At 46.1% G+C, this 23,048-nt stretch carries 21 protein-coding genes; 14 read left to right on the top strand and 7 right to left on the bottom strand.

The window, feature by feature from the left end; genetic code table 11:
• Positions 1-21: 21 nt before the first annotated feature.
• Positions 22-198, bottom strand: coding sequence for a hypothetical protein (locus AAIG11_RS11635; protein WP_343186420.1), 177 nt, complete (start codon positions 196-198; stop codon positions 22-24).
• A 152-nt stretch (positions 199-350) separates the two neighbouring features.
• Here AAIG11_RS11635 and AAIG11_RS11630 point away from each other — a divergent pair, with 152 nt between their 5' ends.
• From AAIG11_RS11630 to AAIG11_RS11620, 3 genes are all read left to right on the top strand, one after another.
• Positions 351-926, top strand: coding sequence for a GNAT family N-acetyltransferase (locus tag AAIG11_RS11630; RefSeq protein WP_343186419.1), 576 nt, complete (start codon positions 351-353; stop codon positions 924-926).
• 307 nt (positions 927-1,233) lie between these two features.
• Positions 1,234-2,769 carry a glutamate synthase-related protein gene (locus tag AAIG11_RS11625; protein WP_343186418.1) on the top strand — a complete coding sequence of 512 codons (1,536 nt, stop codon included), beginning with the start codon at positions 1,234-1,236 and terminating at the stop codon, positions 2,767-2,769.
• Between the two features lie 76 nt (positions 2,770-2,845).
• Positions 2,846-3,319, top strand: a complete 474-nt coding sequence (locus AAIG11_RS11620; RefSeq protein ID WP_343186417.1) for a Fur family transcriptional regulator — start codon at positions 2,846-2,848, stop codon at positions 3,317-3,319.
• Here the strand turns inward: AAIG11_RS11620 and AAIG11_RS11615 are convergent.
• Together AAIG11_RS11615 and AAIG11_RS11610 are read right to left on the bottom strand one after the other, a co-directional pair.
• A complete protein-coding gene (locus tag AAIG11_RS11615; protein WP_343186416.1) occupies positions 3,309-4,535 on the bottom strand; it encodes a M20 family metallopeptidase in 1,227 nt (408 codons plus the stop codon). The two genes, AAIG11_RS11620 and AAIG11_RS11615, sit on opposite strands and share 11 nt — an antisense overlap.
• 35 nt (positions 4,536-4,570) lie before the next feature.
• Positions 4,571-5,254, bottom strand: a complete 684-nt coding sequence (locus AAIG11_RS11610; RefSeq protein ID WP_343186415.1) for a P-II family nitrogen regulator — start codon at positions 5,252-5,254, stop codon at positions 4,571-4,573.
• A 191-nt stretch (positions 5,255-5,445) separates the two neighbouring features.
• On the opposite strand from AAIG11_RS11610, the gene htpG reads away from it, so the two are divergent.
• The 6 genes from htpG (at position 5,446) to AAIG11_RS11580 (ending at position 12,374) form a co-directional block, all read left to right on the top strand.
• Positions 5,446-7,323 carry a molecular chaperone HtpG gene (gene htpG / locus AAIG11_RS11605; RefSeq protein ID WP_343186414.1) on the top strand — a complete coding sequence of 626 codons (1,878 nt, stop codon included), beginning with the start codon at positions 5,446-5,448 and terminating at the stop codon, positions 7,321-7,323.
• Positions 7,324-7,526: 203 nt separating this feature from the next.
• Positions 7,527-8,645: an amidohydrolase gene (locus AAIG11_RS11600; RefSeq protein WP_343186413.1), complete on the top strand. Its 1,119-nt coding sequence runs from the start codon at positions 7,527-7,529 to the stop codon at positions 8,643-8,645.
• Between the two features lie 25 nt (positions 8,646-8,670).
• Positions 8,671-9,984, top strand: coding sequence for an MFS transporter (locus AAIG11_RS11595; RefSeq protein ID WP_343186412.1), 1,314 nt, complete (start codon positions 8,671-8,673; stop codon positions 9,982-9,984).
• Between the two features lie 67 nt (positions 9,985-10,051).
• Positions 10,052-10,921, top strand: coding sequence for a hypothetical protein (locus AAIG11_RS11590; RefSeq protein WP_343186411.1), 870 nt, complete (start codon positions 10,052-10,054; stop codon positions 10,919-10,921).
• 165 nt (positions 10,922-11,086) lie between these two features.
• On the top strand, positions 11,087-11,479 hold the full coding sequence (locus tag AAIG11_RS11585) for a hypothetical protein (protein ID WP_283407489.1): 393 nt from the start codon (positions 11,087-11,089) through the stop codon (positions 11,477-11,479).
• Between the two features lie 64 nt (positions 11,480-11,543).
• Entirely contained in the window at positions 11,544-12,374 is an 831-nt protein-coding gene (locus tag AAIG11_RS11580; RefSeq protein WP_343186410.1) for a J domain-containing protein, read from the top strand.
• 41 nt (positions 12,375-12,415) lie between these two features.
• Here the strand turns inward: AAIG11_RS11580 and AAIG11_RS11575 are convergent, their stop codons facing one another.
• A complete protein-coding gene (locus tag AAIG11_RS11575; RefSeq protein ID WP_283407487.1) occupies positions 12,416-12,802 on the bottom strand; it encodes a metallopeptidase family protein in 387 nt (128 codons plus the stop codon).
• 132 nt (positions 12,803-12,934) lie between these two features.
• Between AAIG11_RS11575 and AAIG11_RS11570 the strand changes: the two genes are divergently transcribed.
• Positions 12,935-13,243, top strand: coding sequence for a hypothetical protein (locus AAIG11_RS11570; RefSeq protein ID WP_343186409.1), 309 nt, complete (start codon positions 12,935-12,937; stop codon positions 13,241-13,243).
• 91 nt (positions 13,244-13,334) lie between these two features.
• On the opposite strand, the gene AAIG11_RS11565 is transcribed toward AAIG11_RS11570, so the two are convergent.
• The gene (locus AAIG11_RS11565; RefSeq protein WP_343186408.1) at positions 13,335-14,846 is read right to left on the bottom strand and encodes a protein adenylyltransferase SelO; all 1,512 of its coding nucleotides are present in this window, start codon (positions 14,844-14,846) and stop codon (positions 13,335-13,337) included.
• Positions 14,847-15,017: 171 nt separating this feature from the next.
• Between AAIG11_RS11565 and AAIG11_RS11560 the strand changes: the two genes are divergently transcribed.
• Complete coding sequence (locus tag AAIG11_RS11560) at positions 15,018-16,829, top strand: glycerophosphodiester phosphodiesterase family protein (RefSeq protein ID WP_343186407.1); 1,812 nt, start codon at positions 15,018-15,020, stop codon at positions 16,827-16,829.
• A gap of 110 nt (positions 16,830-16,939) precedes the next feature.
• Positions 16,940-17,998: a butyrate kinase gene (buk, locus tag AAIG11_RS11555; protein ID WP_343186406.1), complete on the top strand. Its 1,059-nt coding sequence runs from the start codon at positions 16,940-16,942 to the stop codon at positions 17,996-17,998.
• 11 nt (positions 17,999-18,009) lie between these two features.
• Here buk and AAIG11_RS11550 read toward each other — a convergent pair whose 3' ends face one another.
• Positions 18,010-19,632, bottom strand: a complete 1,623-nt coding sequence (locus tag AAIG11_RS11550; protein ID WP_343186405.1) for a putative manganese-dependent inorganic diphosphatase — start codon at positions 19,630-19,632, stop codon at positions 18,010-18,012.
• Positions 19,633-19,738: 106 nt separating this feature from the next.
• Between AAIG11_RS11550 and AAIG11_RS11545 the strand changes: the two genes are divergently transcribed.
• Both AAIG11_RS11545 and AAIG11_RS11540 read left to right on the top strand, forming a co-directional pair.
• Positions 19,739-21,556 carry a DUF4153 domain-containing protein gene (locus tag AAIG11_RS11545; RefSeq protein ID WP_343186404.1) on the top strand — a complete coding sequence of 606 codons (1,818 nt, stop codon included), beginning with the start codon at positions 19,739-19,741 and terminating at the stop codon, positions 21,554-21,556.
• A 53-nt stretch (positions 21,557-21,609) separates the two neighbouring features.
• Positions 21,610-22,053 carry a peptidylprolyl isomerase gene (locus AAIG11_RS11540; protein ID WP_343186403.1) on the top strand — a complete coding sequence of 148 codons (444 nt, stop codon included), beginning with the start codon at positions 21,610-21,612 and terminating at the stop codon, positions 22,051-22,053.
• An 88-nt stretch (positions 22,054-22,141) separates the two neighbouring features.
• Here AAIG11_RS11540 and AAIG11_RS11535 read toward each other — a convergent pair whose 3' ends face one another.
• Positions 22,142-22,972, bottom strand: a complete 831-nt coding sequence (locus AAIG11_RS11535; RefSeq protein WP_343186402.1) for a DeoR/GlpR family DNA-binding transcription regulator — start codon at positions 22,970-22,972, stop codon at positions 22,142-22,144.
• Between the last annotated feature and the right edge of the window lie 76 nt (positions 22,973-23,048).

The raw sequence follows: 23,048 nt of genomic DNA, 5'->3' as shown, positions 1-23,048 counted from the left end.
ATCATTCTCATATGTTAATGTTCACAGGGAAAAGTTATCGTATGGCCAATTCATTAATGAAGTAATTTTGGTAACGCTGGTAATTGCATTTTTGACTGCCAAAAGTTGTATTTCTCTATTGCCAAAAACAGGGTTGCCGGCTCCATCGGTTTCAAGCGAGGTCTTAAAAGGAAGACCATTAAGGGTTTCCTGAATCATTGATGACATTGTGGTTGGTTGTGCAGCGCGTTTATTGAACAAGAATTGATGAATAAGGAAAAGTTGAATTATCAGCCGTCAATGGAAGTGGTATGATAGAATTGGAAAAAGGTTACAAGGTGAAAAATTTTGTATAGAAGGAGTGGGACTGAGTGATTTACAGAAATGCAGCAGTTGAAGATATTCCAGGTATTTCGGCGTTGCAGCAACTTTACCACGTGTCCACCATCAGCGATGCTGATAAACCAGACGGATTTGTCACAACCCTGTTCACCGAAGAACAGTTCAGGGGACTAATAGAGACCGAAAATGGGTTGGCGATCGCCTGTGATGGTGATCAAGTGGTGGGTTATGCCATGGCAGCATCATGGGATTATTGGTCAGCCTGGCCCCTTTTTCAGCATATGATTCAAGATCTGCCAGAAACAGAATATATGGGCCGTATACTATCTGTTGAAAACTCATATCAATATGGACCTATTTGCATTCATAAAGACTATCGGGGCACAGAGGTGCTTCCCAATCTTTATGAGTTTTCCAGAACACAAATGCACAAGCGGTTCCCCATTTTAATCACATTTATCAGCCAGACAAATGCCAGATCTTTGAAAGCTCATACAGAAAAACTCGGATTGGAGATAATAAAAACCTTCACATTTAATCAGAATCAGTATTATGAATTGGGATACAACACATCAAAAAGAACCCCCCACAGTTCACTTGAATAATCAAAGAAACCATAGAAGCATGCTGTTTAACCATATTGCCCCCCAAGGTATACGTTTGATATCAATCAGATATCAAACGTATGCCTTGGGGGGTTTTTTATATGTGAAACGATGGGTAACAGATTAGTTGGTTTCGTCACAAACATGAAAGAGCTGAGATTTGGCTAATCGACATGGTAAAATTATATTTGACATATGTTCAAAAAGAGCTACAATAAAAGTAGAATCACGTGTGTCAGAAAGATGAGCGCAAATCGTGCTATGAGGTGCTTTCCATTATGACGTGTGAGAGATAAGGAGGTTGACCATGAGTTTCAGCCGATACAATGCCACTACAACCAATAAAACCAGCATTCGAACCCCCAAAAACTGTTCACCGACCACTGGAATGTGTACTGTTTGTACAGATAACTGCAACGGACCCTGTGAAATTGGACAATCTGCGCTTAGGGGACCTGAAGTGCTATACCCAACGGCGCGGGCAACTTCACAGGCGGCCTCAGAAAAAGATTATCCTGTCGATCTTTCGCATCTGAATATTAATGGCAGGTGTTTCGGTGCATTCGGATCATCTGTTGACCAACTGGAGTATTGCCATGCAGACATTTGCTGTGAAGTGGGCGCAAAGAGCACAAGCATCAAACTGAGGGCACCGTATATCTTTCCTGCCATGGCGAAGCTTCACTGGAAGGGGTACTTTGGCGGTGCGGCTTTAAGCGGTGTGATGGCTGTTATTGGTGAAGACATGCCCACAACAGATCCCAATGCAGTATTTAACAATGGAAAAGTAATTAAACTTCCCTTATTACACGAAATGCATGAGGCGTTTTATCAATATTACGATGGGCATGGCGCATTGATGGTGCAGGCAAATCCTGATGACGAGCGTCTGGGGTTGCTGGAATACGCTGTGAATGTGGTGGGTTTTGAAGCAGTGGAGCTGAAAGTGGCTCAGGCGGCCAAGGGAATACAGGGAATGGGAAAAGTGCCCACCATTGAGAAAGCGATGGAACTGAAGAAACTGGGGTATACAATTGACCCTGATCCTGAAAATATAACAGTGCAGGAGGCTCTTGGAAAAGGAATAGTTGGGCCGTTTTATAAAATTGGGAAATTGCCGGCGTGGACAGAAGACCAACTGATTGATCGTGTAAAATCACTGAGAGCCATGGGGGTTAAGTTGGTTGCTGTTAAAACCGGCCCCTTTAGAATTACTGATATGGCACGTTTACTGTTGATGGCTTCAAAGGCTGGTGTGGATCTGGTTACAGTGGATACTGCCGGTGGCGGAACCGGTAACAGCCCGATTCGTATGATGAATGAGTGGGGGTATCCCACGGTGTACATGCTGGGTATTTTGAACGAAATATGCGAGAAAATGAGCCGACAGGGCCTCTATATTCCAGACTTGGCCATTGCCGGTGGTTTTGCATTTGAAGATCAGATATTCAAAGGACTGGCTCTCGGAAGTTCTCACATTAAGATCATTGGAATTGGACGAGCAGCCATGGCAGCGGCCATGGTGGGTGAGAATGCCGGCAGACAAATTAAAAACACCGACAGTCCACAAGAGTTGGAAGAGTTGGCAGGGCTGGTACAGCGGTATGGAGTGGCAGCCCTTGACATGTCGGCAGGAGCGTTGGGCGTCTACCGGTTTCTTCAAAAAACCAATACAGGGCTTCAGCAGTTGATGGCGCTGTGCCGTAAATACACCTTGTCGAGCATATGCAAAAATGACCTCATGCCACTGACTCAAGTTGCAGCAGAGATCACTGGTCTTTCATTCGAATCGTATCAGGAGTGGGAGGAAGTTGATGTGATGATTCGTGAAACAACAACATAAAATCAACTCCCCCCTGAAAGATGAGTGAATCAATTAGCCCAGCACATGAATTGGGAGAGCAAAGGTGGTGTTGAACATGGACAGAAAAGTCGCTGAGATCATACAGATGATCAAATCTGAAGGGTACCGTATCACGAAAACGCGGGAAATCATCATAAGTCTTTTTGTTGAGACAGACAGGCACTTAAAGCCGGAAGAAATGTATGAACAAATAAAGAGTAAGGGCATCAGTCTTCCGACGGTCTACCGCACCATCGACATACTGCTTAAAATGGGGATCATCAAAGAGCTGGCGATTCATCACGACCGTTATTATGAATTGTACCTGTTCAGCCAGAAGAAAATGCACATCCATTTTAAGTGCAACCGGTGCGGTGCCATCAGAGAATATTCGGATCATCAGGTGTTCCGGGATATGGTGGAACAGCGGGACTACATTGAGAAAAAATATCAGGACGCCATTGAAGATATTACGATTATGATGACAGGTATCTGCCAACGGTGCAGAAAAGAGATGAACGAAGCATTGGTTAGTCCGGTCAATCCATGATGAGAGTGCTGTTTTCGTCCATGATCTTATCTTTGATGCAAAAATTATCAATGATACGTGCATAAACATCCACCGTATTGACCAGATCTCTGATGGCGATGCGCTCAGCCTCTGTATGAGAGAGGCGAATATCCCCCGGTCCAACAACGACTGTGGGGATTTTTCCATAAACACTGAGAAGGGCTGCATCGGTCCAGCCCCGGCCCCGTGTGATTTTGGGGTCCCGTTTAATGACCTCGCTGAGAGCTTTTCTGACTGCATGCACAATCGGTTCAGACATGGGTGTTATGAGCGGCGGGTGGTTTAAGGCAGTGACGTTTTCTGCGCTTTTGATGATGGTAGCCTTCATAGCAGGGTCTTCTTCCTTCATGCTGTTTAGGAGATCCTGATACTCCTGAAGAACCGATTCCACAGTTTCGCCAGGGATATAACGGCGGTCGATTTTCACTGTGCACTGGTCGGCCACGGTGCTTTGTCCCAGGCCACCCTCAATAATTCCCACATTCATCAGGGAAACACCCATGAATTCATCTTCCCGCTGTCGTATCTTGGGATAAAGCTCGCGTTTGGCCCTGTAGATGAATTCTGCCGCTTTTTCAATGGCATTGACACTGTTTTCTGGACTGCCACTGTGAGAAGCTATGCCGGTAAAGACTACATCAAACCACTCCAGGCCACGGTGTCCCACGGCATATTCGTAGTTTGAAGGTTCGCCAACAATGGCGGCACTGGTTCGAATCCCGGAATGAATCAAATGCTCTGTCCCTTCGCTTTTTCCTTCTTCGCCGATGACACCTGCAAATACAATATCGCCATCGGGAACAATACCTGCCCGCTTCATCGCCACCATGGTAGTGATCATGCAAGCCAGGCCGCCTTTCATATCAGCAGCCCCCCGCCCCCATACATAGCCATCCCGTACACACTCATGAAAAGGATCAATGGTCATGCGGTAGGGGGTAATAGTATCGGTATGACCATTCAGCATCAAGGAATTGCCAACACCGCTGCCTCTGAGAAAGGCGAGTACGTTTTTACGCTGGTCAACCACTTCCTGCAACTGTACCTCTAATCCATGAGAACCACAATAATCATAGATGAACTCAGCCACTTCTTTTTCCTGATGGGGAATATCTTTATGACTGGGAATGCTGATGAGTTTTTGAGTGAGCTCAACGACTTCATCGCGATGAAAATAGTCTTTGACATTAAACACGGAACAACCTCTCCTCAAAGGTATGATGGCGTTGATTACGGCTGAAGCCCAACGGTTCTCTCCACATCAAGCAAAAAAGCAATGCCCTTACCGGGTTGATTAATTTCTGCTTTTTCCATAATGGCATCCATGATGAGATCAGCCTTATCTGCTTTCGCCAGGATTAACACAATTTCTTTTTCGGGGGTAATGGGAACCTCCAGTCGTATGCTCTGGTCAAGCGCTCCAATACCTTTGCCGGCCATCACAGTGCCCCCCGTGGCTCCCTGGCTTCGAGCGGCTTCCAGCACAACACCAGAACGTCCCTGGTCAACAATGGTGATGATCAGCTCATAGCCGCTTTTAATTCTTTCCTTCAACATAATCCCCTCCTGTAGCTCCTCCAGGCTGCCAATGACGCCCCGAACCTGTTTCAGATCAATGACAAATGAAATGCCTGCCGGTGACTGAGACAATTGCAACTGTTGGTCAATGGTGGATAATAGAGCTTCCACCAGATCTTCATGAACAATGGTGAGCAGCAGTTCTTTGCCTTGATGCTCAGAGGTGGTTGAAGAAGACCATTCACGCCAGGGGGCAGTGCCCTTTGCCTTAATAAAAGTCCCACCCTTGGCACCGGCTTCTTTAACAGATGCAAGGAGTTTTGTCTCCAGCTCTTCGGTAACGACGGTCATCACCAGTTTCTGATATAATAAAAAAGCGCAGACGGTACTGACCATTCAGCATCAGTCCTTTCCGTAGTTATCACCATTATACCCCAAAGACCTGGCGGAGCAAATCCAATTTATGCTAGAATGGAATTTGGTCGAAGATAATTGACAATCAGCGCAGCTTTTGGTATACCTTTTTTGAGAAAAAGTGACACATTTTTATGAAGATCAAATGAAGATCGACTAAAGGAGGAGTACAAATGCAAACCAAACAGTTTCAGGCAGAAACCAAACGACTGCTGGACATCGTGATTCATTCCATCTACACCAATAAGGATATTTTTCTTAGGGAACTGATTTCAAATGCCAGCGATGCCATTGACAAGGTTTACTACAAAGCGCTGACAGATGAAACCATTCAGTTCAACAAAGACGATTTTTATATTCGGGTGGAGGCAGATAAAGAAAACAGACTGCTGAGAATCATCGACACCGGAATCGGTATGACTGCAGAAGAACTGGAGGATAACATCGGTGTCATCGCCAAAAGCGGCTCATTGTCTTTTAAAAAAGACAATGAGCCAAAAGATGGCCACGAGATCATAGGGCAGTTTGGAGTTGGCTTCTATTCAGCTTTCATGGTGGCAGATGAAGTGACCATTATCAGCAAAGCTTTTGGAACTGAAGAAGCACATAAATGGGAATCAAAGGGGATTGAGGGATACACCGTAGAGCCCTGCCAGAAAGAAACCTATGGCACAGAAATTGTTTTAAAGCTCAAGGAGAATACTGAAGATGATCAGTATGATAAGTATTTGGAAGAGTACACCCTGCGTACCATTATTAAAAAGTATTCCGACTTTATCCGCTATCCCATCAAAATGAATGTGACCAGAACCAAACCTAAAGAAGATAACCAGGAAGAATACGAGGAGTACACTGAAGAACAGGTTATCAACAGTATGGTGCCCATCTGGAAGAAAAACCGGAATGAACTCACAGATGATGACTATGAGAAGTTCTATTTTGAAAAGCACTTTGGATTCGACAAACCCATCAGGCACGTTCACATTAATACAGAAGGAATGGTTTCTTATCGGGCAGTGCTGTTTATTCCCGAAAAAGCGCCCTATGATTTTTATACACGGGAATATGAAAAAGGGCTGGAACTTTATGCCAATGGTGTTTTGATCATGGAAAAATGTGGCGAACTGTTGCCAGATTACTTCAGCTTTGTAAAGGGTGTTGTTGATTCAGAAGACTTGTCTCTCAACATTTCCAGGGAAATGCTGCAGCATGACGGGCAGTTAAAAGTCATTGCCAAAAATATCAAGAGCAAGATTCAGAAAGAACTGGTGGATCTGCTGGAAAATCATCGCGAAAGCTATGAAAAGTTCTACCAGTCATTTGGCCGGCAATTGAAGTATGGGGTCTACAGCGATTTTGGCAGTCACCGGGATGATCTTCAGGAACTGTTATTGTTCCACTCATCCAAAGAGAATAAGCAGGCAAGTCTGTCTGAATACGTATCCCGAATGCCGGAAGATCAAAAACATATTTACTATGCCGTGGGAGATTCGGTGGATCGCATCGAAAAACTGCCGCAGACAGAAATGGTTAAAGACAAAGGCTATGAAATTCTTTATTTCACAGATGATGTGGACGAGTTTGCCATTAAAATGTTGCGTGAGTACAAAGAAAAAGAGTTCAAGTCTGTTTCCAGTGGCGACCTTGACATTGATACCGAAGAAAACAAAGCATCTGATGACGCTGAAAAAGAAAACAAAGATCTGTTTGCTGAAATGAAGGAAATGCTCACTGAGCAAATTAAAGGGGTGCGCGCTTCCAAAAGACTGAAACAGCATCCAGTTTGCCTGGTGAATGAAGGGGATATTTCTATTGAAATGGAGAAAGTGCTGAATGCACTGCCCAACGAACAGGAAGTGAAAGCTGACAAGGTGCTTGAAGTTAATATGAACCATGAAGTATTCAAGTCATTGCAACAGGCCTATAAGGAAGACAAGGAGAAGTTTAAGTTGTATACAGAACTGCTTTATCAGCAGGCCAGATTAATTGAAGGTTTGCCGGTGGAGGATCCGGTGGCGCTTTCCAATAAAATTTGTCAGATCATGAAGTAGCCAACTGGCATGATCAATGAACCAGCCTGAACGACCAGCCTGACAATTGTCAAACACAGCACTCAGTCGAACCCCATGATTAAGCTTGAGCGAATGCACCATATTTGCAACTGCCGATGATAGGTATCGGCAGTTTTCCTTTTCTGGACCAGATGATGAAACCCTGATACAATGAAAGAAGCAAATAGAGAGGAGCTGTTGAGATGAACCCGGAAAACCTGACACTGGTAAAAACACTCCGTCATGAATTGCATAAACACCCGGAGCCTTCCAATGAAGAAACCTGGACAAAAAACCATTTGATTCAATTTCTAAATACCCATACACAGCTTGATATAAAAGACCGTGGCCGCTGGTTTTATGCGATATACCGAGGAAAGAACCCTCATGGAAACGTTGCCTTCCGGGCAGACTTTGATGCCATTCTGATGAACGAAAACCTGGATATTCCCCATGCATCTCGAAAACCAGGGGTTGCTCACAAATGCGGTCATGATGGGCATGCTGCCAGCTTGGCTGGGCTGGCATTGGAAATAGATCAGCTGGGTGCCGACCATAATGTCTTCTTTCTCTTCCAGCATGCTGAAGAAACAGGTGACGGTGCTGCTGAATGTGTGGCATTTATTAATGAAGAAGATATTGACGAAATTTTTGCTTTTCACAATTGGAGCGAAGCACCGAAGCATGCCGTTATGGTGATCGATGGGACCGCCCATTTTGCTTCTCGGGGGATGACCATTCACCTGGAAGGGGTGCCGACTCACGCCAGTCAACCAGAATATGGGCGTAATCCGGCATATGCTGTTGCTCGACTCATCAGCGCACTGCCTGAGTTGACAAGTCCTGACCATAACAAAGGCCTGGTACTTGCAACGGTGATTCAGGTGGCAGTGGGAGAGCGGGCTTTTGGAATTGCCGCCAGTAAAGGCGACTTACTGTTAACTATTCGCGCCCAATACGAAGAAGAACTGGACCGGCTACAAAATGAGTTGGAAAAGTTAGCTGAACAGTTTGCAAAGGAAGAAGGCCTTAAAGTCAGCTTTTCATATAATGATGTGTTCCCTGTGACATCAAATCATGCAGAAAGCACCGAAAAAGTGCGCCAGGTATGCAAAAAACAGGGGCGTCAACTCATTGAAATGGAAATGGGATTCAGGGGATCGGAGGATTTTGGCCATTATCTGAAGCAGACGAAAGGAGCCATTTTCTACGTTGGCAACGGTGAGCATCACCCGCCGCTTCACACCTATGAATATGATTTTCCCGATGATATCATTGAAACAGTCGTGTCACTCTTCAAAGGGCTGGTGTCTTTGGAATAAAAAAGAGAATAGGTAAGGAGATCGTATGAAACACACACATATTAATGACAAACATACGAGCAATCCGCTGGCCTTTGCAGGTTACAGCTGGGTGATTGTGGGGATCAGTGCGCTGATCCTTTTCTTTTCCGGACCGGGTCAAACGTACAATGTGTCTGTATTTATCAATTCTTACATTGACTCTGAAGGGTGGAGCCGATCTGCGGTTTCAGGTTTTTACTCCATTGGAACATTGGCTGCCGGCCTGATGATGCCGTTAGCAGGCAGATGGATAGATCGTAGAGGTCATCGGATGATGACACCTGTAATTGCAATGCTTCTGGCAGTGGCCTGTCTTTGGATGAGCTTTATGAGGGCGCCATGGATGCTTTTAGTGGGCTTCTTTCTGATTCGCCTGATGGGACAAGGATCAATGTCGCTGTTATCATCAACGCTGCCGCCACAGTGGTTTCTTCGCAAAAGAGGTATCGCACTGAGTTTGACTGCTTTGGGAGGAGTGGCTGGATCTGCCATGATTCCAGTGATCAGCAATCATTTGATTACCAACTTCGGTCCCGCATTTGCATGGCGCTTCTGGGCGCTACTGCTATTGGGCATCATGGTTCCGGCAGGATGGCTTTTAATTCGCAATCGTCCTGAAGATATTGGAATGGGGCCTGATGGCATGATGGCCTATGAAAACGAACAGCAACTTTCACAGCTGTCAAATCAGCAAGAGAGTTCATTTGAAAGTTTGAGTGAAACCCACGATTGGACACCTGGAGAAGCAATGAAAACGCGAGCATTCTGGATGATGATTTTCTGCATGTTGATTCCATCCATGATCAATACAGGCATTACATTCCACATGGTTTCAATTATTGGAGAAAAGGGCTTTGATTCTTCATTTGCAGCTTTGATTCTCAGTGTGTATGCCATGGTGCAATTACCGGTGACTTTTATGGCGGGATGGCTGTGTGATCATTATCGCGTTCATCGGCTTAAGGCTTTTAATTTTGGACTGCTGGCAATCTCCATGTTCATGGTTCTGTACAGTCCGTCGCGTTTGTTGTTGATCGTTTACGCATTGGTTCATGGCATTTACTCAGCAGTTGATTCGGTAAGTACCGGCGTTTGGTGGCCTAACTATTTTGGGCGGCGATATCTGGGCAGTATTCGGGGAATGGGTATGACCGCCATGGTTATCGGCTCTGCATTGGGGCCACTCCCCTTTGGAATCGCCTTTGATACCTTCGGTAACTACCAATTCATCATTCTGGTCATGCTGATATTTCCCCTCGCCGGTTTTCTGGCAGCACTGATATCACCGCCACCTGCTTATATCAAACCTTCTGGTTAGGAGGAAATACAATGAAATGCTTATGGACAACACTTCACCGATTGCCGCATGGGCAGGGAGGTATAGTATGACAAAAACGTTAATCAACCAAATCATTCAGCGGGTTTATGAAACCTCACAGCTGAACTTCTTTGAATCATTGCAACTGCCGTTGGAGCCCATGTGGCAGCCACCCATCACTGGATATGCAGCGGGAAATGACCCCTTGTTTGGATTTTTGCGGGATGACATTGGTGATTTTTACTGGCTGCCGTCAGAGGTCTATGAAAAAAGCAATCCTTCACAAGAGCTTCAATCACACGATGAGACCCTCACCGTGGTAAGCATTGGTTTCTCACAGACAGCAGCCACTAAAAAAGACCAGGCAGGAGCAAGGGAGATTCCCTGTGATAAATGGCTGGTCACCCGGGGTGAATGGGAAGCTTTCATCAAAGATTATTGTCAGAGACTGGTTGCTGCATTATCAGATGAAGGGATAGAGGCGGTGGCTGTTGATTTGTTGCCCTCGTTGCAGCGTGAGAATTCCATTCGATATGGATTCGCATCCAACTGGTCCCACCGACACACAGCTTTTGTGGCAGGCTTGGGAACCTTTGGCCTCTCAGAAGGATTAATCACCCGGCAGGGAAAAGCCATGCGTTTCACCAGTCTGGTGGTAAAGGCAACACTGCCTGCCGATGAAAGAAAGTATAGAAATCACCAGGAATGGTGCGCCTTCCATGCCAATGGCACCTGTGGGGCCTGTATGTATCGATGCCCGGTCAATGCCATTACACCGGCAGGGCATGATAAGAACCGGTGCAGCGACTATTTGAACCGTTTAAAGAAGGAGCTGGGGCCATCCCTGCTGACCCAAAGCCATTACATATCTGGGTGTGGGTTATGTCAGACAAAGGTGCCCTGTCAAGATGGTATTCCTGCGGGGTTGGCGAGATGAGTTTGCGGTGGCTCTCAGAATGAAGTCACAACCATTATTTTCAGCATGTTCATGGAGAGTTCATTCTGATCATTTATGATGTTTCTGTTTTAAAATGCGTATGATATAATCAACGGAATTGATGCTGGCAAGATCAGTGTTGATCATCGGGAAGGGAGTGTTGATATGAATTGGCTTCAGCGATGGATGGTGGGACGGGCTGGCGGTGACCATTTCTCCCTGTTTCTTCTGGTGTCAGCAGCGGTGATAAACCTCATTGGCCGATGGGCTGGCTTATCATTACTGGTAATGGTGGGATATACAGCTTTGTTGGTTGGTATTTATCGTACATTTTCCAAAAATGTCTATCAGCGTCGTTTGGAAAACCAGAAATTCTTAAAAGCAGTAGGTCCCATCATCGATAAAGTGGGATTTTTGAACAGGCGTCGGCAAGATGCAAAAACCCATCATTATTTTCAGTGTGTTAATTGTAAAAAAACACTGCGGGTTCCTAAGGGCAAGGGAAAAGTCAGGGTGACCTGTCCGGCGTGTAAAAATCAGGTGGTGCGAAAAATATAATTTCGCAGTCAATGGGCGGTGAAAAAGCCATTGATATTGATAGATGGTGGAAGGTGGGATGATATTGATAAAAAAGATCCTTGGAAAAGGGGTCTATGGACTGGCGAAGGGGATTAGTGCAGTACTTGACGGCCTGATTTACGCCACTGAAACCATGGTACTAATTGCTAAAAGTTTTCTTCGAGGTTGTGCAGTGCTAATCAGCATGGGCGGGTGTCTGTTTTTCTTTCTGATGATCGGCCCTCTGGGAGCCTGGTTGCTGGGAAATCCAGGCATGCTGCTTTTGTTGATGATGATCCTGTTCATTCCGGTGGCGGGGGCACTTTTCATCACCTATCTCAAATATGTGAAGTATATTCTGACAGAATATCTCTTTCATACAGCAAATTGCTGGATGGGAAAATCCGGCTACAGCTACAAAGCCTTTGATCACTTCAAAAAAGCTTACCGCCAGGCGGAAGAAGACCGAATTAAACGGGAACGCCAGCGAAGGTATGAACAGCAACGGGAATGGGAAGAGCGCTTTCAGCAGTGGAATCAGCAGAATACTTACAGCAGCTCCTGGAGTACCGGTGGTACAGGTGCAGGAGGCTGGTCATACAGTCAGTTTGGTTTTGGACAGTCCGGCCATCAACAAAATGGTCATAGTCAGGGAACATCAAATCCGTATGTGGCATTTCGTGAAAAATATCAAAAGAGCTGTGACGTATTAGGGGTGCCGGAAGACGCAGATCAATACAGGGTTAAGTTGGCATATCGCAAGATGGCCAAGATGCACCACCCTGATGTTAACCAGAGTCCTGATGCCACCAAAAAGTTTCAGCAAATTAACGACGCCTATGAGTTTCTCAACGAAGATAATATTCAACGTTATCAACAGATCAAAAAACACTAAAATACAGGCAGCTGCGGCTGCCTGTATTTTAGTGTTTTTGATCAACGGTTTGATCTGATCCGGCGGTAAGTATTCAACTGATCTTCGTCTTTAATCTCAAGTCCCCGTTCACCAGCCAGGTTCTCAAGATGGTGGGTAAATTCATGGAGAAGTGTTTCTTTAAGTTTTTCATACAGCCTTTTTTCCGACAGATGAGTGTAGGCGTTTTGGAAAGAACCATAATACAGAATTATTTGCCGCCCCATGGCGCTGCGTTGATATTCTCCCATGATATAAAGTGGAAAATCAGGTTGGGTATCGGTGTGTTTTTTCGCGTACTCAACCAGTACCACCCCACCGTTTAATTCCCTGTAGAAATCTTGGGGGATTTCGTCGGATATCCTTTCAAGCATTTCTTGTACTTCATCAATGGATGGAAAAGTGCGCATGGCATTCACTCCTTTGATTCCATTTTACCATAAATCATCAATAAAACCCTGCAGAAAGACGGCTGGCAACCCCAATAACAGTATGATAAACTGATATCAACAGGAAGCCTTCAAAAACCGGGAGGTCCAACAATGAACATGTGGAAAAAGGCAAATGATTTGAGGGAGTTTGAAGGAAAAAATTCAGAAGATGTCCAATACACAGCAATGCAAAAACGCGTCATGCTGCTGAAAGGGCCATCAATGAAAACCAGCCTCAAATTAATGGGGATCGGTTTTGGCTGCGTTCTGGCAGTGACAGGCATCGAACTGATAGCAACGCATCCTGCGGTGACAGGTCTGCTGGCCGGTTTTTTCAAAGTGAGCTTTTTTATTGGGTTGGCTGGGGCTTTGCTGATTCCATACGGGTTATATCATGTGATTCGAAACATAAAGCTATAACAGTGCGGTTGTGTGAAAGAACAAATGTAAGCATATGAAGCAGGCTCAATGAACATCAAGTGCTAAGACTGAGTTCTATCTGATGAACGTATTAAGTGCCGCAGAAAGTGCGGTACCGCTTGAAAGATGGCGGTGGCGGATCTGCATAGGTTTGCTGACTGGAAGTGTGGGCATACGGTTGTGACAACGCTTCAAGAAAGCGATGAAACCCCTGAAAATCGTGGTGATAAACAGCGGCCTCCAGTACTTGTTCAACATGATGATTACGGGGAATCACGGCAGGGTTAGACTGATGCATCAAGGCTTGCGATTCATTGATTGAATAAGGTTGACGTTTGCGACGAGCCTGCCACGCTGCCAGCCAGTCAGAAAAATCAGGTTGGGTGCTCAGGCTGGTTTCAGTTGTTTTGTCGTGGGTTAAGGCGAGAAAGGTATTGGTATAATCTTCCTTATGGGTCTCTATGAGGGAAAGGAGCCGGGTAATGAGTGATTCGTCCTGATCCTCCTCATTGAACAGCCCCAGCTTTGACCGCATTCCCTGCAGCCAGTGCTGTTGATAAAGTGAAGCATATTTTTCAAGTGCTCCCTGGGCAGTTGTCATGGCTATCTCTTTTTTTGAATGGAGCAGTGGCAGCAGCGTTTCGGCAAACCGGGCAAGATTCCATCCGGCAATGGAAGGCTGGTTGCCATAAGCATAGCGGCCGCCATGGTCAATGGAACTGAACACGGTGCCGGGATGATAGGTATCCATAAAAGCGCAGGGGCCATAGTCGATGGTTTCGCCGCTGATGGCCATATTGTCAGTATTCATCACACCATGAATGAAACCCGCCAGCATCCACTGGGCCACCAATGAGGCCTGTCGATAAATGACAGATTGTAGTAAACTCAGGTAGGGTTCATCAGATGAAGAAATTTCGGGATAATGTCGTTGGATGGTGTAATCGGCCAAACTGCGCAAATCTTCCGACGAAAGGCGAGCAGCTGCATATTGAAAAGTGCCTACGCGTATATGGCTGGCAGCCACACGGGTTAGGACAGCCCCCTCAAGCTGTGTTTCGCGCAACACAGGTTCACCCGTGGTGACCACTGCCAGACTTCTGCTGGTGGGGATGCCAAGGGCATTCATTGCTTCACTGATCAGGTACTCACGAAGCATTGGGCCGAGAGCTGCCCGGCCGTCACCCCGCCGGGAATAGGGAGTGGCACCGGAGCCTTTCAGTTGAATGTCAAACCGCTTTCCCATGGGAGTCATGTGTTCGCCCAATAAGATGGCCCGGCCATCACCCAACAATACAAACTGACCGAACTGGTGACCGGCATACGCCTGGGCCAGTGATGCGGTGCCAGAGGGAAGCTGATTGCCTGACAAGATAGCAGCACCTACGGGTGTGTTGAGAACGGCAACATTTAAGCCAAGTGAGGCGGCCAGTGTTTCATTAAACAGAACCAAATCAGGAGCAGTGACAGGCGTGGGTTTCACGAGGGTATAAAGACCATTCGGCAGATTCAGGTAACTGTTGTCAAAGTGCCAGCCCATTTGCTGACCGTCGATATTTCCTGCTGTGGTTGTATGGTTAAGATGATGGTTGTCGGAGATCATTGTCAAAATCCTTTCGTTGCTTTATCTTATATGTACCACAGATAAACAGTGCGAAACTCGGTTTATTGTGGAAGATACGGTATTATACAAGATGCATTCATTGAACTAAAGACTGCTAGGTATCAATTGACATTCATCAATTCCGTTCCATAGGAAGGAAAGGAGTTGTCTGTGATCAGACTTATTCTGAACAGCCTTTTGGATTTTCGGCGTTCATGGCGCCAGTACATGGCCTTTGCACTTTTGTACATGTTGCTGACCAGTTATGTGCTGGTGCCGGTACTGGCTTTTCTGCTGAACAGGATTTTGATTTTAACCGGTTCAGGCGTCGTTCTCAACGGTGAAGTGTTTCGCATTTTGCTGAATACAAGAGGACTTTTGGGGTTTTTAGGGCTGGCAGCCCTGGCTGTCATGCTGATATTTCTTGAACTGGGAACGCTCATTGTCATCGCACAGAAGCGATTTTTTCAGCAGCGGGTGATGATTTCAGAGGCCATGGCCACAGCCATTTATTCTGTGCCACGCATCATCGGGTTTGGAATGGTTTACCTGATATTACTATTGCTGGTCATCATTCCTCTGATCGAACTTCCTGTTGAACCGCTCATATCAAGTCGTGTCAATGTACCGCCGCTGCTAATGGAAAAAATCCTCGCAACCTTTGTTACCCGGCTGTTGTACTGGGTGATGGTGGTGGGCTTGGTCTATACTTTAATTCGTTGGATTTTTGCGCTGCATTTAATTATTCTGGAGGGAAAAACTACCCGCCAGGCCATTCGCACCAGTATCCAGCTGACTCACCGAACAAAGTTGTCAACATTACTGATGATGATGGCGTTAAATGTGATATTGTTTGGTCTGGTATTGGGTGCGTTGACAGCGGCCTCTCTGGTGCCTGAAAAACTGCGGATAGCCACCAGTTATTTGTTCAGCCAGTATTGGGCAACATTATCGGGATTTTTGGCACTGATGCTATCGCTGATGATGATGCCGGTGAATATGATTTTTCTCACAAGGCTTTATTACAAAACCAGTGAGCGAGCGGGAGTACCAGCAAAAGATTTGTTGAAGATTAGGCAGTTTTCATCACTTGAGAAAATTGAAAGGCTGCTGCAACGTCTGTTTCGCCGGCGCCGCCATTTGCTGGCGGCTATTCTGGCTGTTAACCTGCTCGTTTCATTTTATGCCGGGTATACCCTCAACAAAGATCTTTTATATGTGGGGAGGAATGTGGCAGTGGCCGCTCATCGGGCAGATTCGCAAAATACGCCCGAAAATTCCCTCAGCGCCATTGTGTCGGCCATTGAGATGGGCGCTGATGTGATCGAATTTGACATTCAAATGACGCGGGATGGTGTGATCGTACTGCATCATGATGCAACACTATCACGAATGGCTGGAGTGAACGACAGAGTCGCAGAGCTTACCCATGAAGAAATACAGAAACTGGAGATTGGGAGTGCGTTTTCCCCATCTTTTGAAGGCGAGAGAATTCCCACACTGGAAGAAGCCCTGGCACTTATCGATCATCAGGCGGAGGCGCTGATTGATGTAAAAACCTATGGAAGTGGTGAAGTACTGGCCAGAGAACTGGTGAACGTGATCGAAAGAACTGGTATGGTGGAACACAGCTATGTGCAGTCTTTTGATAGTGATTTTTTGCAGGAAGTGCGCCGCCTGAAACCCGAATTGCGGCTGGGACAAATCATGTACTATGCACTGGGAGACTTGGATCAGCTTGATGTTGATTTTTACACGATTCAAAAAGGCATGCTGAGTCGAAGACTGGTACGGGAAGCCAGACGGGCAGGCCGTGGTGTCTGGGTATGGACAGTGAACGAAGAAGCAGATATTCGTGAAGTGCTGCAATATGATATTGATGGAATGATCACCAATGAGGTAACCATGGTGAGGGAGATCATAGGGGTTAAGCCAAGAGGGGCATCGGAAGAAATGACAGCCGCAGATGAAACAGAAAGGTGACTGTGAAAAAAGAGTGTGCATTTACACATTTTTTTGATATGATAAAATAAAATGGCAGCTCAATCGATGGAATGATTGTGGCAGCCCTTAAGAACAGGAGGATGCGATTGATGAAAATTCTGGCCATTAATCCAGGTTCAACTTCCACTAAAATAGCGCTTTACGACAGCGAGAGAGAAGTCTTTCAGCAGAATTTGGAGCATACCAATGATGATCTGGCACCTTTTAAGGAAATTGCAGATCAATACCAGATGCGCAAGACAGCCATTGCCAGCGTGTTGGAAGAGCGGGGCATACGATTGGAAGAACTGAAAGCTGTGGTGGGGCGGGGTGGTATCTTGCCGCCGGTGAAATCTGGTGCTTACCGGGTTAATGAGGCCATGGTTGACCGATTGCGAAATCGCCCACTGGCGGAGCACGCATCAAATCTGGGAGGGCTGATTGCCTATGAAATGGCAGAGTCATTGGGAATCCCATCATTCATCTACGATTCGGTGGCAGTGGATGAGTTCGAACCCATTGCACGCATCTCCGGCTTGGCGGATATCAAGCGAAAAAGCCTGTCCCATGCGCTGAATATGCGGGCAGCTGCCATTGAAACGGCCAAAAGAGTCGGAAAACCCTATCGCGATCTGAACTTAATTGTGGCACATTTGGGAGGCGGCATCACGGTCAGCGTTCATCATCAGGGACGCATGATCGACATTGTGTCTGATGACGAAGGGCCTTTTTCGCCGGAACGGGCCGGGCGTGTTCCCTGCATGGAACTGGTGAAGCTTTGCTATAAAGAAGAGCAGGGGACAGCAATGAAAAAAATCAGGGGCAAGGGCGGGCTCATCTCTTATTTGAATACCAACAGTGCACTGGAAGTGGAGAAAATGATCGCCCAGGGTAATGATGAGGCGAAACTGGTGTATGAAGCCATGGCTTATCAAATTGCCAAGGCCATCGGTGAGTTGGCAACAGTTGTTGAAGGGAAGGTTGACCGGGTGGTCATCACCGGCGGAATTGCATATTCGGAGATGATGACGGGATGGATCCAAAAGCGGGTTGAGTTTATTGCGCCGGTGGAGCTCATACCTGGTGAAAATGAGCTGCGATCACTGGCGCTGGGAGCATTGCGCGTTCTAAAAGGAGAAGAAACTGCATTGGAGTATGATTTGGATTAACAAATGAATTACTATCTGGAAGCATCCAGCTGTTGGATGGCTTCCAGAATGCGTGGCACCACCTGTTTTTTACGGGAGACAAGACCGGTAACAAAAACCCCCTGGTCAGCGGATGTTTGAAAAGCCAGTGGAATCAGTTGCCGGTTTTTGCATTGGTAAAAAAGGTAAGAACCTTCTTTCAGAATATCTGTCACCAGGAGCATTGTGAGCTCCAGATTCCTGTTTTCATGCAAGGTGTGCAGAGTCTCAAGCACTTCATTCCGGCGAAGAAATACCTCGTCCACATCCAGGGTGAACACCTGGCTGATTCCGGCTTCAAAATGACCCACCTGAAATGTTTTGTAATCTTTGTTGAAAATTTCCATCATCGACTGTCCCTTTAATGAAGTGCCTGCCTGGAACATCTCCATGGCATACGCTTCCAAGTCTGATTTGACCGAACGGTTAAGCTCTTCGGCGGCTTTTCGGTCGGCCAGTGTCGTGGTGGGTGATTTGAAATAAAGCGTATCAGAGAGAATGCCTGAAAGAAGCAACCCAGCAATACGGCGGTTGGGTTCCAGCCCGTGTTCCAGATACATTTGATAAATAATGGTACAAGTGCTGCCCACCGGTACGTTTCGAAAAGAGATGGGGAGATTAGTGGAAATATCGCCCAGCTTATGATGATCAATAATTTCCATGATTTCAGCTTCTTCAAGACCGTCCACGCTTTGAGCATATTCATTGTGATCCACTAAAACCACCCGTTTTCGGCTGGGACTAAGCACATGCTTGCGATTAATGAAACCTGCCAAACGATTACCTTCATCCACCACCGGATAACTGCGAAAGTGAGAGCGGCTCATTTCATCCCGCACATCTTCCAGATAGTCATTGGGATAAAATCGAATGACATCACCAATACGCATGATGCTGGCCAAGTAACCGCACTGATGAATCATTTTGGAAGTATAATAGGTGTCACTGGGAACGGAGAGCATGCAGACACCGGCAGACTGAGCCAGTTGGATATATTTATCGGGAATGGGTTTGCCACCGGTGATGATAATCAGTTGAACCCGTGATTCGATGGCATGTTCAATAATGTCATAACGGTCTCCCACGATGATAATGCTTTCATCATTGAAGGTTCCTTTGATGGTTTCCACATAAAAGGCGATGACGGAAATGCGTCCCTCAATTTCGCCGGCGGTACCTGAAAGCAGGGTGCCATTGAGGCCGTCAATCAGATTACTGACAGATGTACACAACCGGTGAAAATCTCCGCGAATCAACCCCATGGCTATATCTTTCATGCTGACGATTCCCTGAAGTTCGCCGGCATCATTAAGCACGGGCAGCGTAGGCAGATGCTTTTCTTCCATTAGGTGATAGGCTTCAAGAATTGACGTTGTTGGGGGGAGTCCGGGGATGTTTTCCAGCTTTAGATCCTTCACCTGAGTTTTGACATCCTGTATGATCAAGGGAGGGGCGACTTCGAACCGGTTTAAGACAAAAGCGGTTTCCCGGTTGATTTTACCGGCGGCAGCAGGAACGGCGTCAACTCCCAAACGGCTTTTGAGTGCAGCATAGGCAATGGCAGAACAGACAGAATCAGTATCTGGATTTTTATGACCAAAGATGAGAACTGCCATGGACATCACTCCTTATAGTTTTTCCTTTTCATCATACCATACAATTCATCATTTTGAGGTAGGTATATAGGTGTTAGAGTTGAAAATGGGTATTAATCCAATAGTCATGTGGTTGAGAACTCATCATCAGAATGACCAGTCTGTGAAAGAAGGCGTGAAAATGAAAGTGAAGGATTTGGGGCGTCAGTTGTTACAACGTTTTGCCATCAGTTTCAGGCGTTTTCCGGTTTCAATGTTCATGGCAGCAGCCACCGTGACACTTTTGATAGTATTAAATCATGTGGATTATCAACAGACGCAGTACCGTGAAATATTGGAACGGGTGTCCATGATGACCGCTATCGGATTTCCCATGACGTTAATCATCCGGCTTTACAGGGAAGACAGATCTGGCCCAACACGAGTACCTGAATGGGTGGCCTATGGTCTGGTGATAGTATTGCAGGTTGTCGGATTCTTTCTGTTGGTGCCTGAACTGGGAATGATACAGGTTACCCGATATACAGGGTATAGCCTGGCTCTTTATCTGGGATTTCTTATGGTACCTTATGTTCATGATTTTGAAGGATTCGAGATACATGTTGTCAGGCTGTTTGCCGCTTTCTTTGTCACTTATCTTTATTCGGGAATTCTGTATACCGGCCTGGCTTTGATGCTGGGAGCGATTCACATCCTTTTTGAAATCACCATACCTTCCCGTTTGTATTTTGATATTTTCCTGGTGGTGGCAGGAGTGGTGGCACCGGCAGTCTTTCTTTCAGAGGTTCCCCGCAATTCTGAAGAAAAGAAGTCGTATGATTACTCTAAAGTGCTGCGGGGCGTGTTCCTGTTCATTGTAATGCCACTGCTGGTGGTATACACACTGATTTTATATGCGTTCTTTATCCGGCTTTTGATTACGCGCCAATGGCCCCATAATCTGGTGGCACATCTGGTAGTGTGGTATGGAATAGCAACCGCCATCACGTTATTTCTCAGTACACCTCTGCGGCAGAAACATCCCTGGGCCGCCTTGTTTGCCCGCTGGATGCCAGTAGTAATCTTACTGCCTTTTGGAATCATGTTCACAGGAATTGGCATTCGTATTCACGCGTATGGTTTTACAGAGCCCCGTTTTTTCCTGCTGTTAACGGGAATCTGGCTTACAGGAGCGATGCTCTTTTTCATATGGCGGTTTCGGGAACCCAAGTATCTGCCTATTGTCGCGGCGTTATTAGTGATGGCAGTTCTATCGGTCACTGGCCCATGGAATGCTTATTCCATTTCTCGCTGGAGTCAGTCAAACCGTTACCGGCAATTGCTGGCGAACCACCAGCTGCTGGAAACCGATGGAACCATCATACCCCGGCAGAACATTCCGGAAGAAGACCAGAGATCCATCAGCTCTATTCTGCAATACTACCTGCGATACCATGACGTTAACCAGCTTGCGGGTGTTCCGCAAGGCTTTGAAATGCGTGATATGGAATCAATCTATGGATTTGCGGCACATTATGATACAGGCATTCCATGGGAAGGACAGGAGTATGTTTACCTGGGACGCGAAGAGGGATCGGAACTGATTTCCATTGAAGGGTACACACACATGACCACGCTGAATACCTATGGCAGCCAAAAAACTGAAATCAATGAAGCTGAGCTCCAGGTAAAGTACCATCCGGAAAGTCGTACAATACGCATTCTCAATCAGAGTTTGATTGTTTATCAGCAGCGTTTGGATGAGATGGCAGAGTCGATTATCGAAGCAGCAGGAACAGGAAAAATGGGCCCATTGCCTTTTGGAGAAATGATCTTTACGGATGAGACGGAAACTGTTAAAGTAATGATAGCCTTTCGACACATCAACGGCGTTGTGAATCGCCACTCTCAAAAAGTGGAAGTGGAAGGTGCAGAGATGGAAGTTTTCTTTGCGCTCAAGCCATGAGGCAGAATCACTAGATGGCCTTAAATAACACGTCATCAGACAGGAGGAATTTCATGAAAAAAGCAGTCATTGAAACACGTAAGGGAACAATGGTTATCGAGTTGTTTGAACAGGATGCCCCGGGAACGGTGGCAAACTTCGAAAAACTGATTAAGGATGGATTCTACGATGGGCTGACATTCCACCGGGTGATACCTGATTTTGTCATTCAGGGCGGTTGTCCTCATGGAACCGGAACCGGAGGACCAGGCTATACCATCAAATGTGAACTGGACAACAACCCGAAACGCCATGAACGCGGCAGTCTGTCAATGGCCCATGCAGGTCGTGATACAGGCGGAAGCCAGTTTTTCGTCTGCCACAGCCCACAGCCTCATTTGGATGGCAACCACACTGTTTTTGGAAAAGTGATTGAGGGTCTGGAGGTAATTGATGATATTCGACAAGGCGATGTGATGGATAAAGTCACCATAATGGAAGAATCAACAGAAGATTGAAGTTTACCCTCATAGTACATAAAAAACCGGCGGAAGCCGGTTTTTTAATGCTGATATTCAAGTGATCACTTTAGAGGTGGACTGACGGTCATGTGCGATCTGAATCTTGCGCGGCAGATATGATGCCAATCTTATGTTGATGGAAATACTTTCGGTATGGATCTGGGAAATCATCTGAAATAATGGTGTGTATCTTTGAAAGGCCAGCGACAGGGTACATGGCAATACGGTCATACTTTGAATGGTCAGCCATGAGAATCCATCGGTGAGCCATACTGGGGATGTGTTTAAATACATAGGTGCTGATAATGGAGTTAACAGTCAGCCCTGCTTTTAAATCAATTCCTGAAATGCTGGTGAAAGCTTTATTCACATAAATGGACTCTGTGAAAGGTTGAGGTTGTTCCCAACTGGAAAAAAGGGTATTGGCATCAGTAGAAGTGACTTCGCCGCCAATGAGATAAACTTTGGAAACCCTTGCAAGCAAATCCTGGAGAGCCGTAATGTTGTTGGTCACCACAGTCAGCTTCTGAAAACGTTCCAACTTCCGGGCCAGCACACAGCAGGTTCTTCCAGATCCCAAGAAAAGGCAATCACCATCTTCGATTTCACGACAGGCTGTTTCTGCCAATTGTTGTCGCAAAGAATCCTGGTAAAAATCCAAAACTGGTTGGCCTTTCGATGTCAATCGTGTTTGATTTTGGCTGAGAGCGGCCCCGCCATAAAACCGCTGGGCAAATCCTTCGTTCTCCAAAACCGACAAATCTTTTCTGATAGAGACGGTACTGACACCGAAAGACTCACTTAAATCACTGACCAATACTTGCTGATGTTGCAATAGTTTTTCTCTTATCAGCTCAACTCTTTTCTTTGGCATCATTGTCCCCTTTCCGGCAGCCTGATAAATCATTATAATCATAAGCCTGAAATCCTGTCAAACAATGAGCATAATTCAAAAATAATGATTGACAATTCAGAACGAAAGCATTAATCTT

The organism is Anoxynatronum sibiricum, assembly GCF_039414295.1.
Taxonomy (GTDB): domain Bacteria; phylum Bacillota; class Clostridia; order Peptostreptococcales; family Tindalliaceae; genus Anoxynatronum; species Anoxynatronum sibiricum.
Note: the sequence above shows the minus strand (reverse complement) of the source record. Positions and strands in the feature narration are given on the sequence as shown.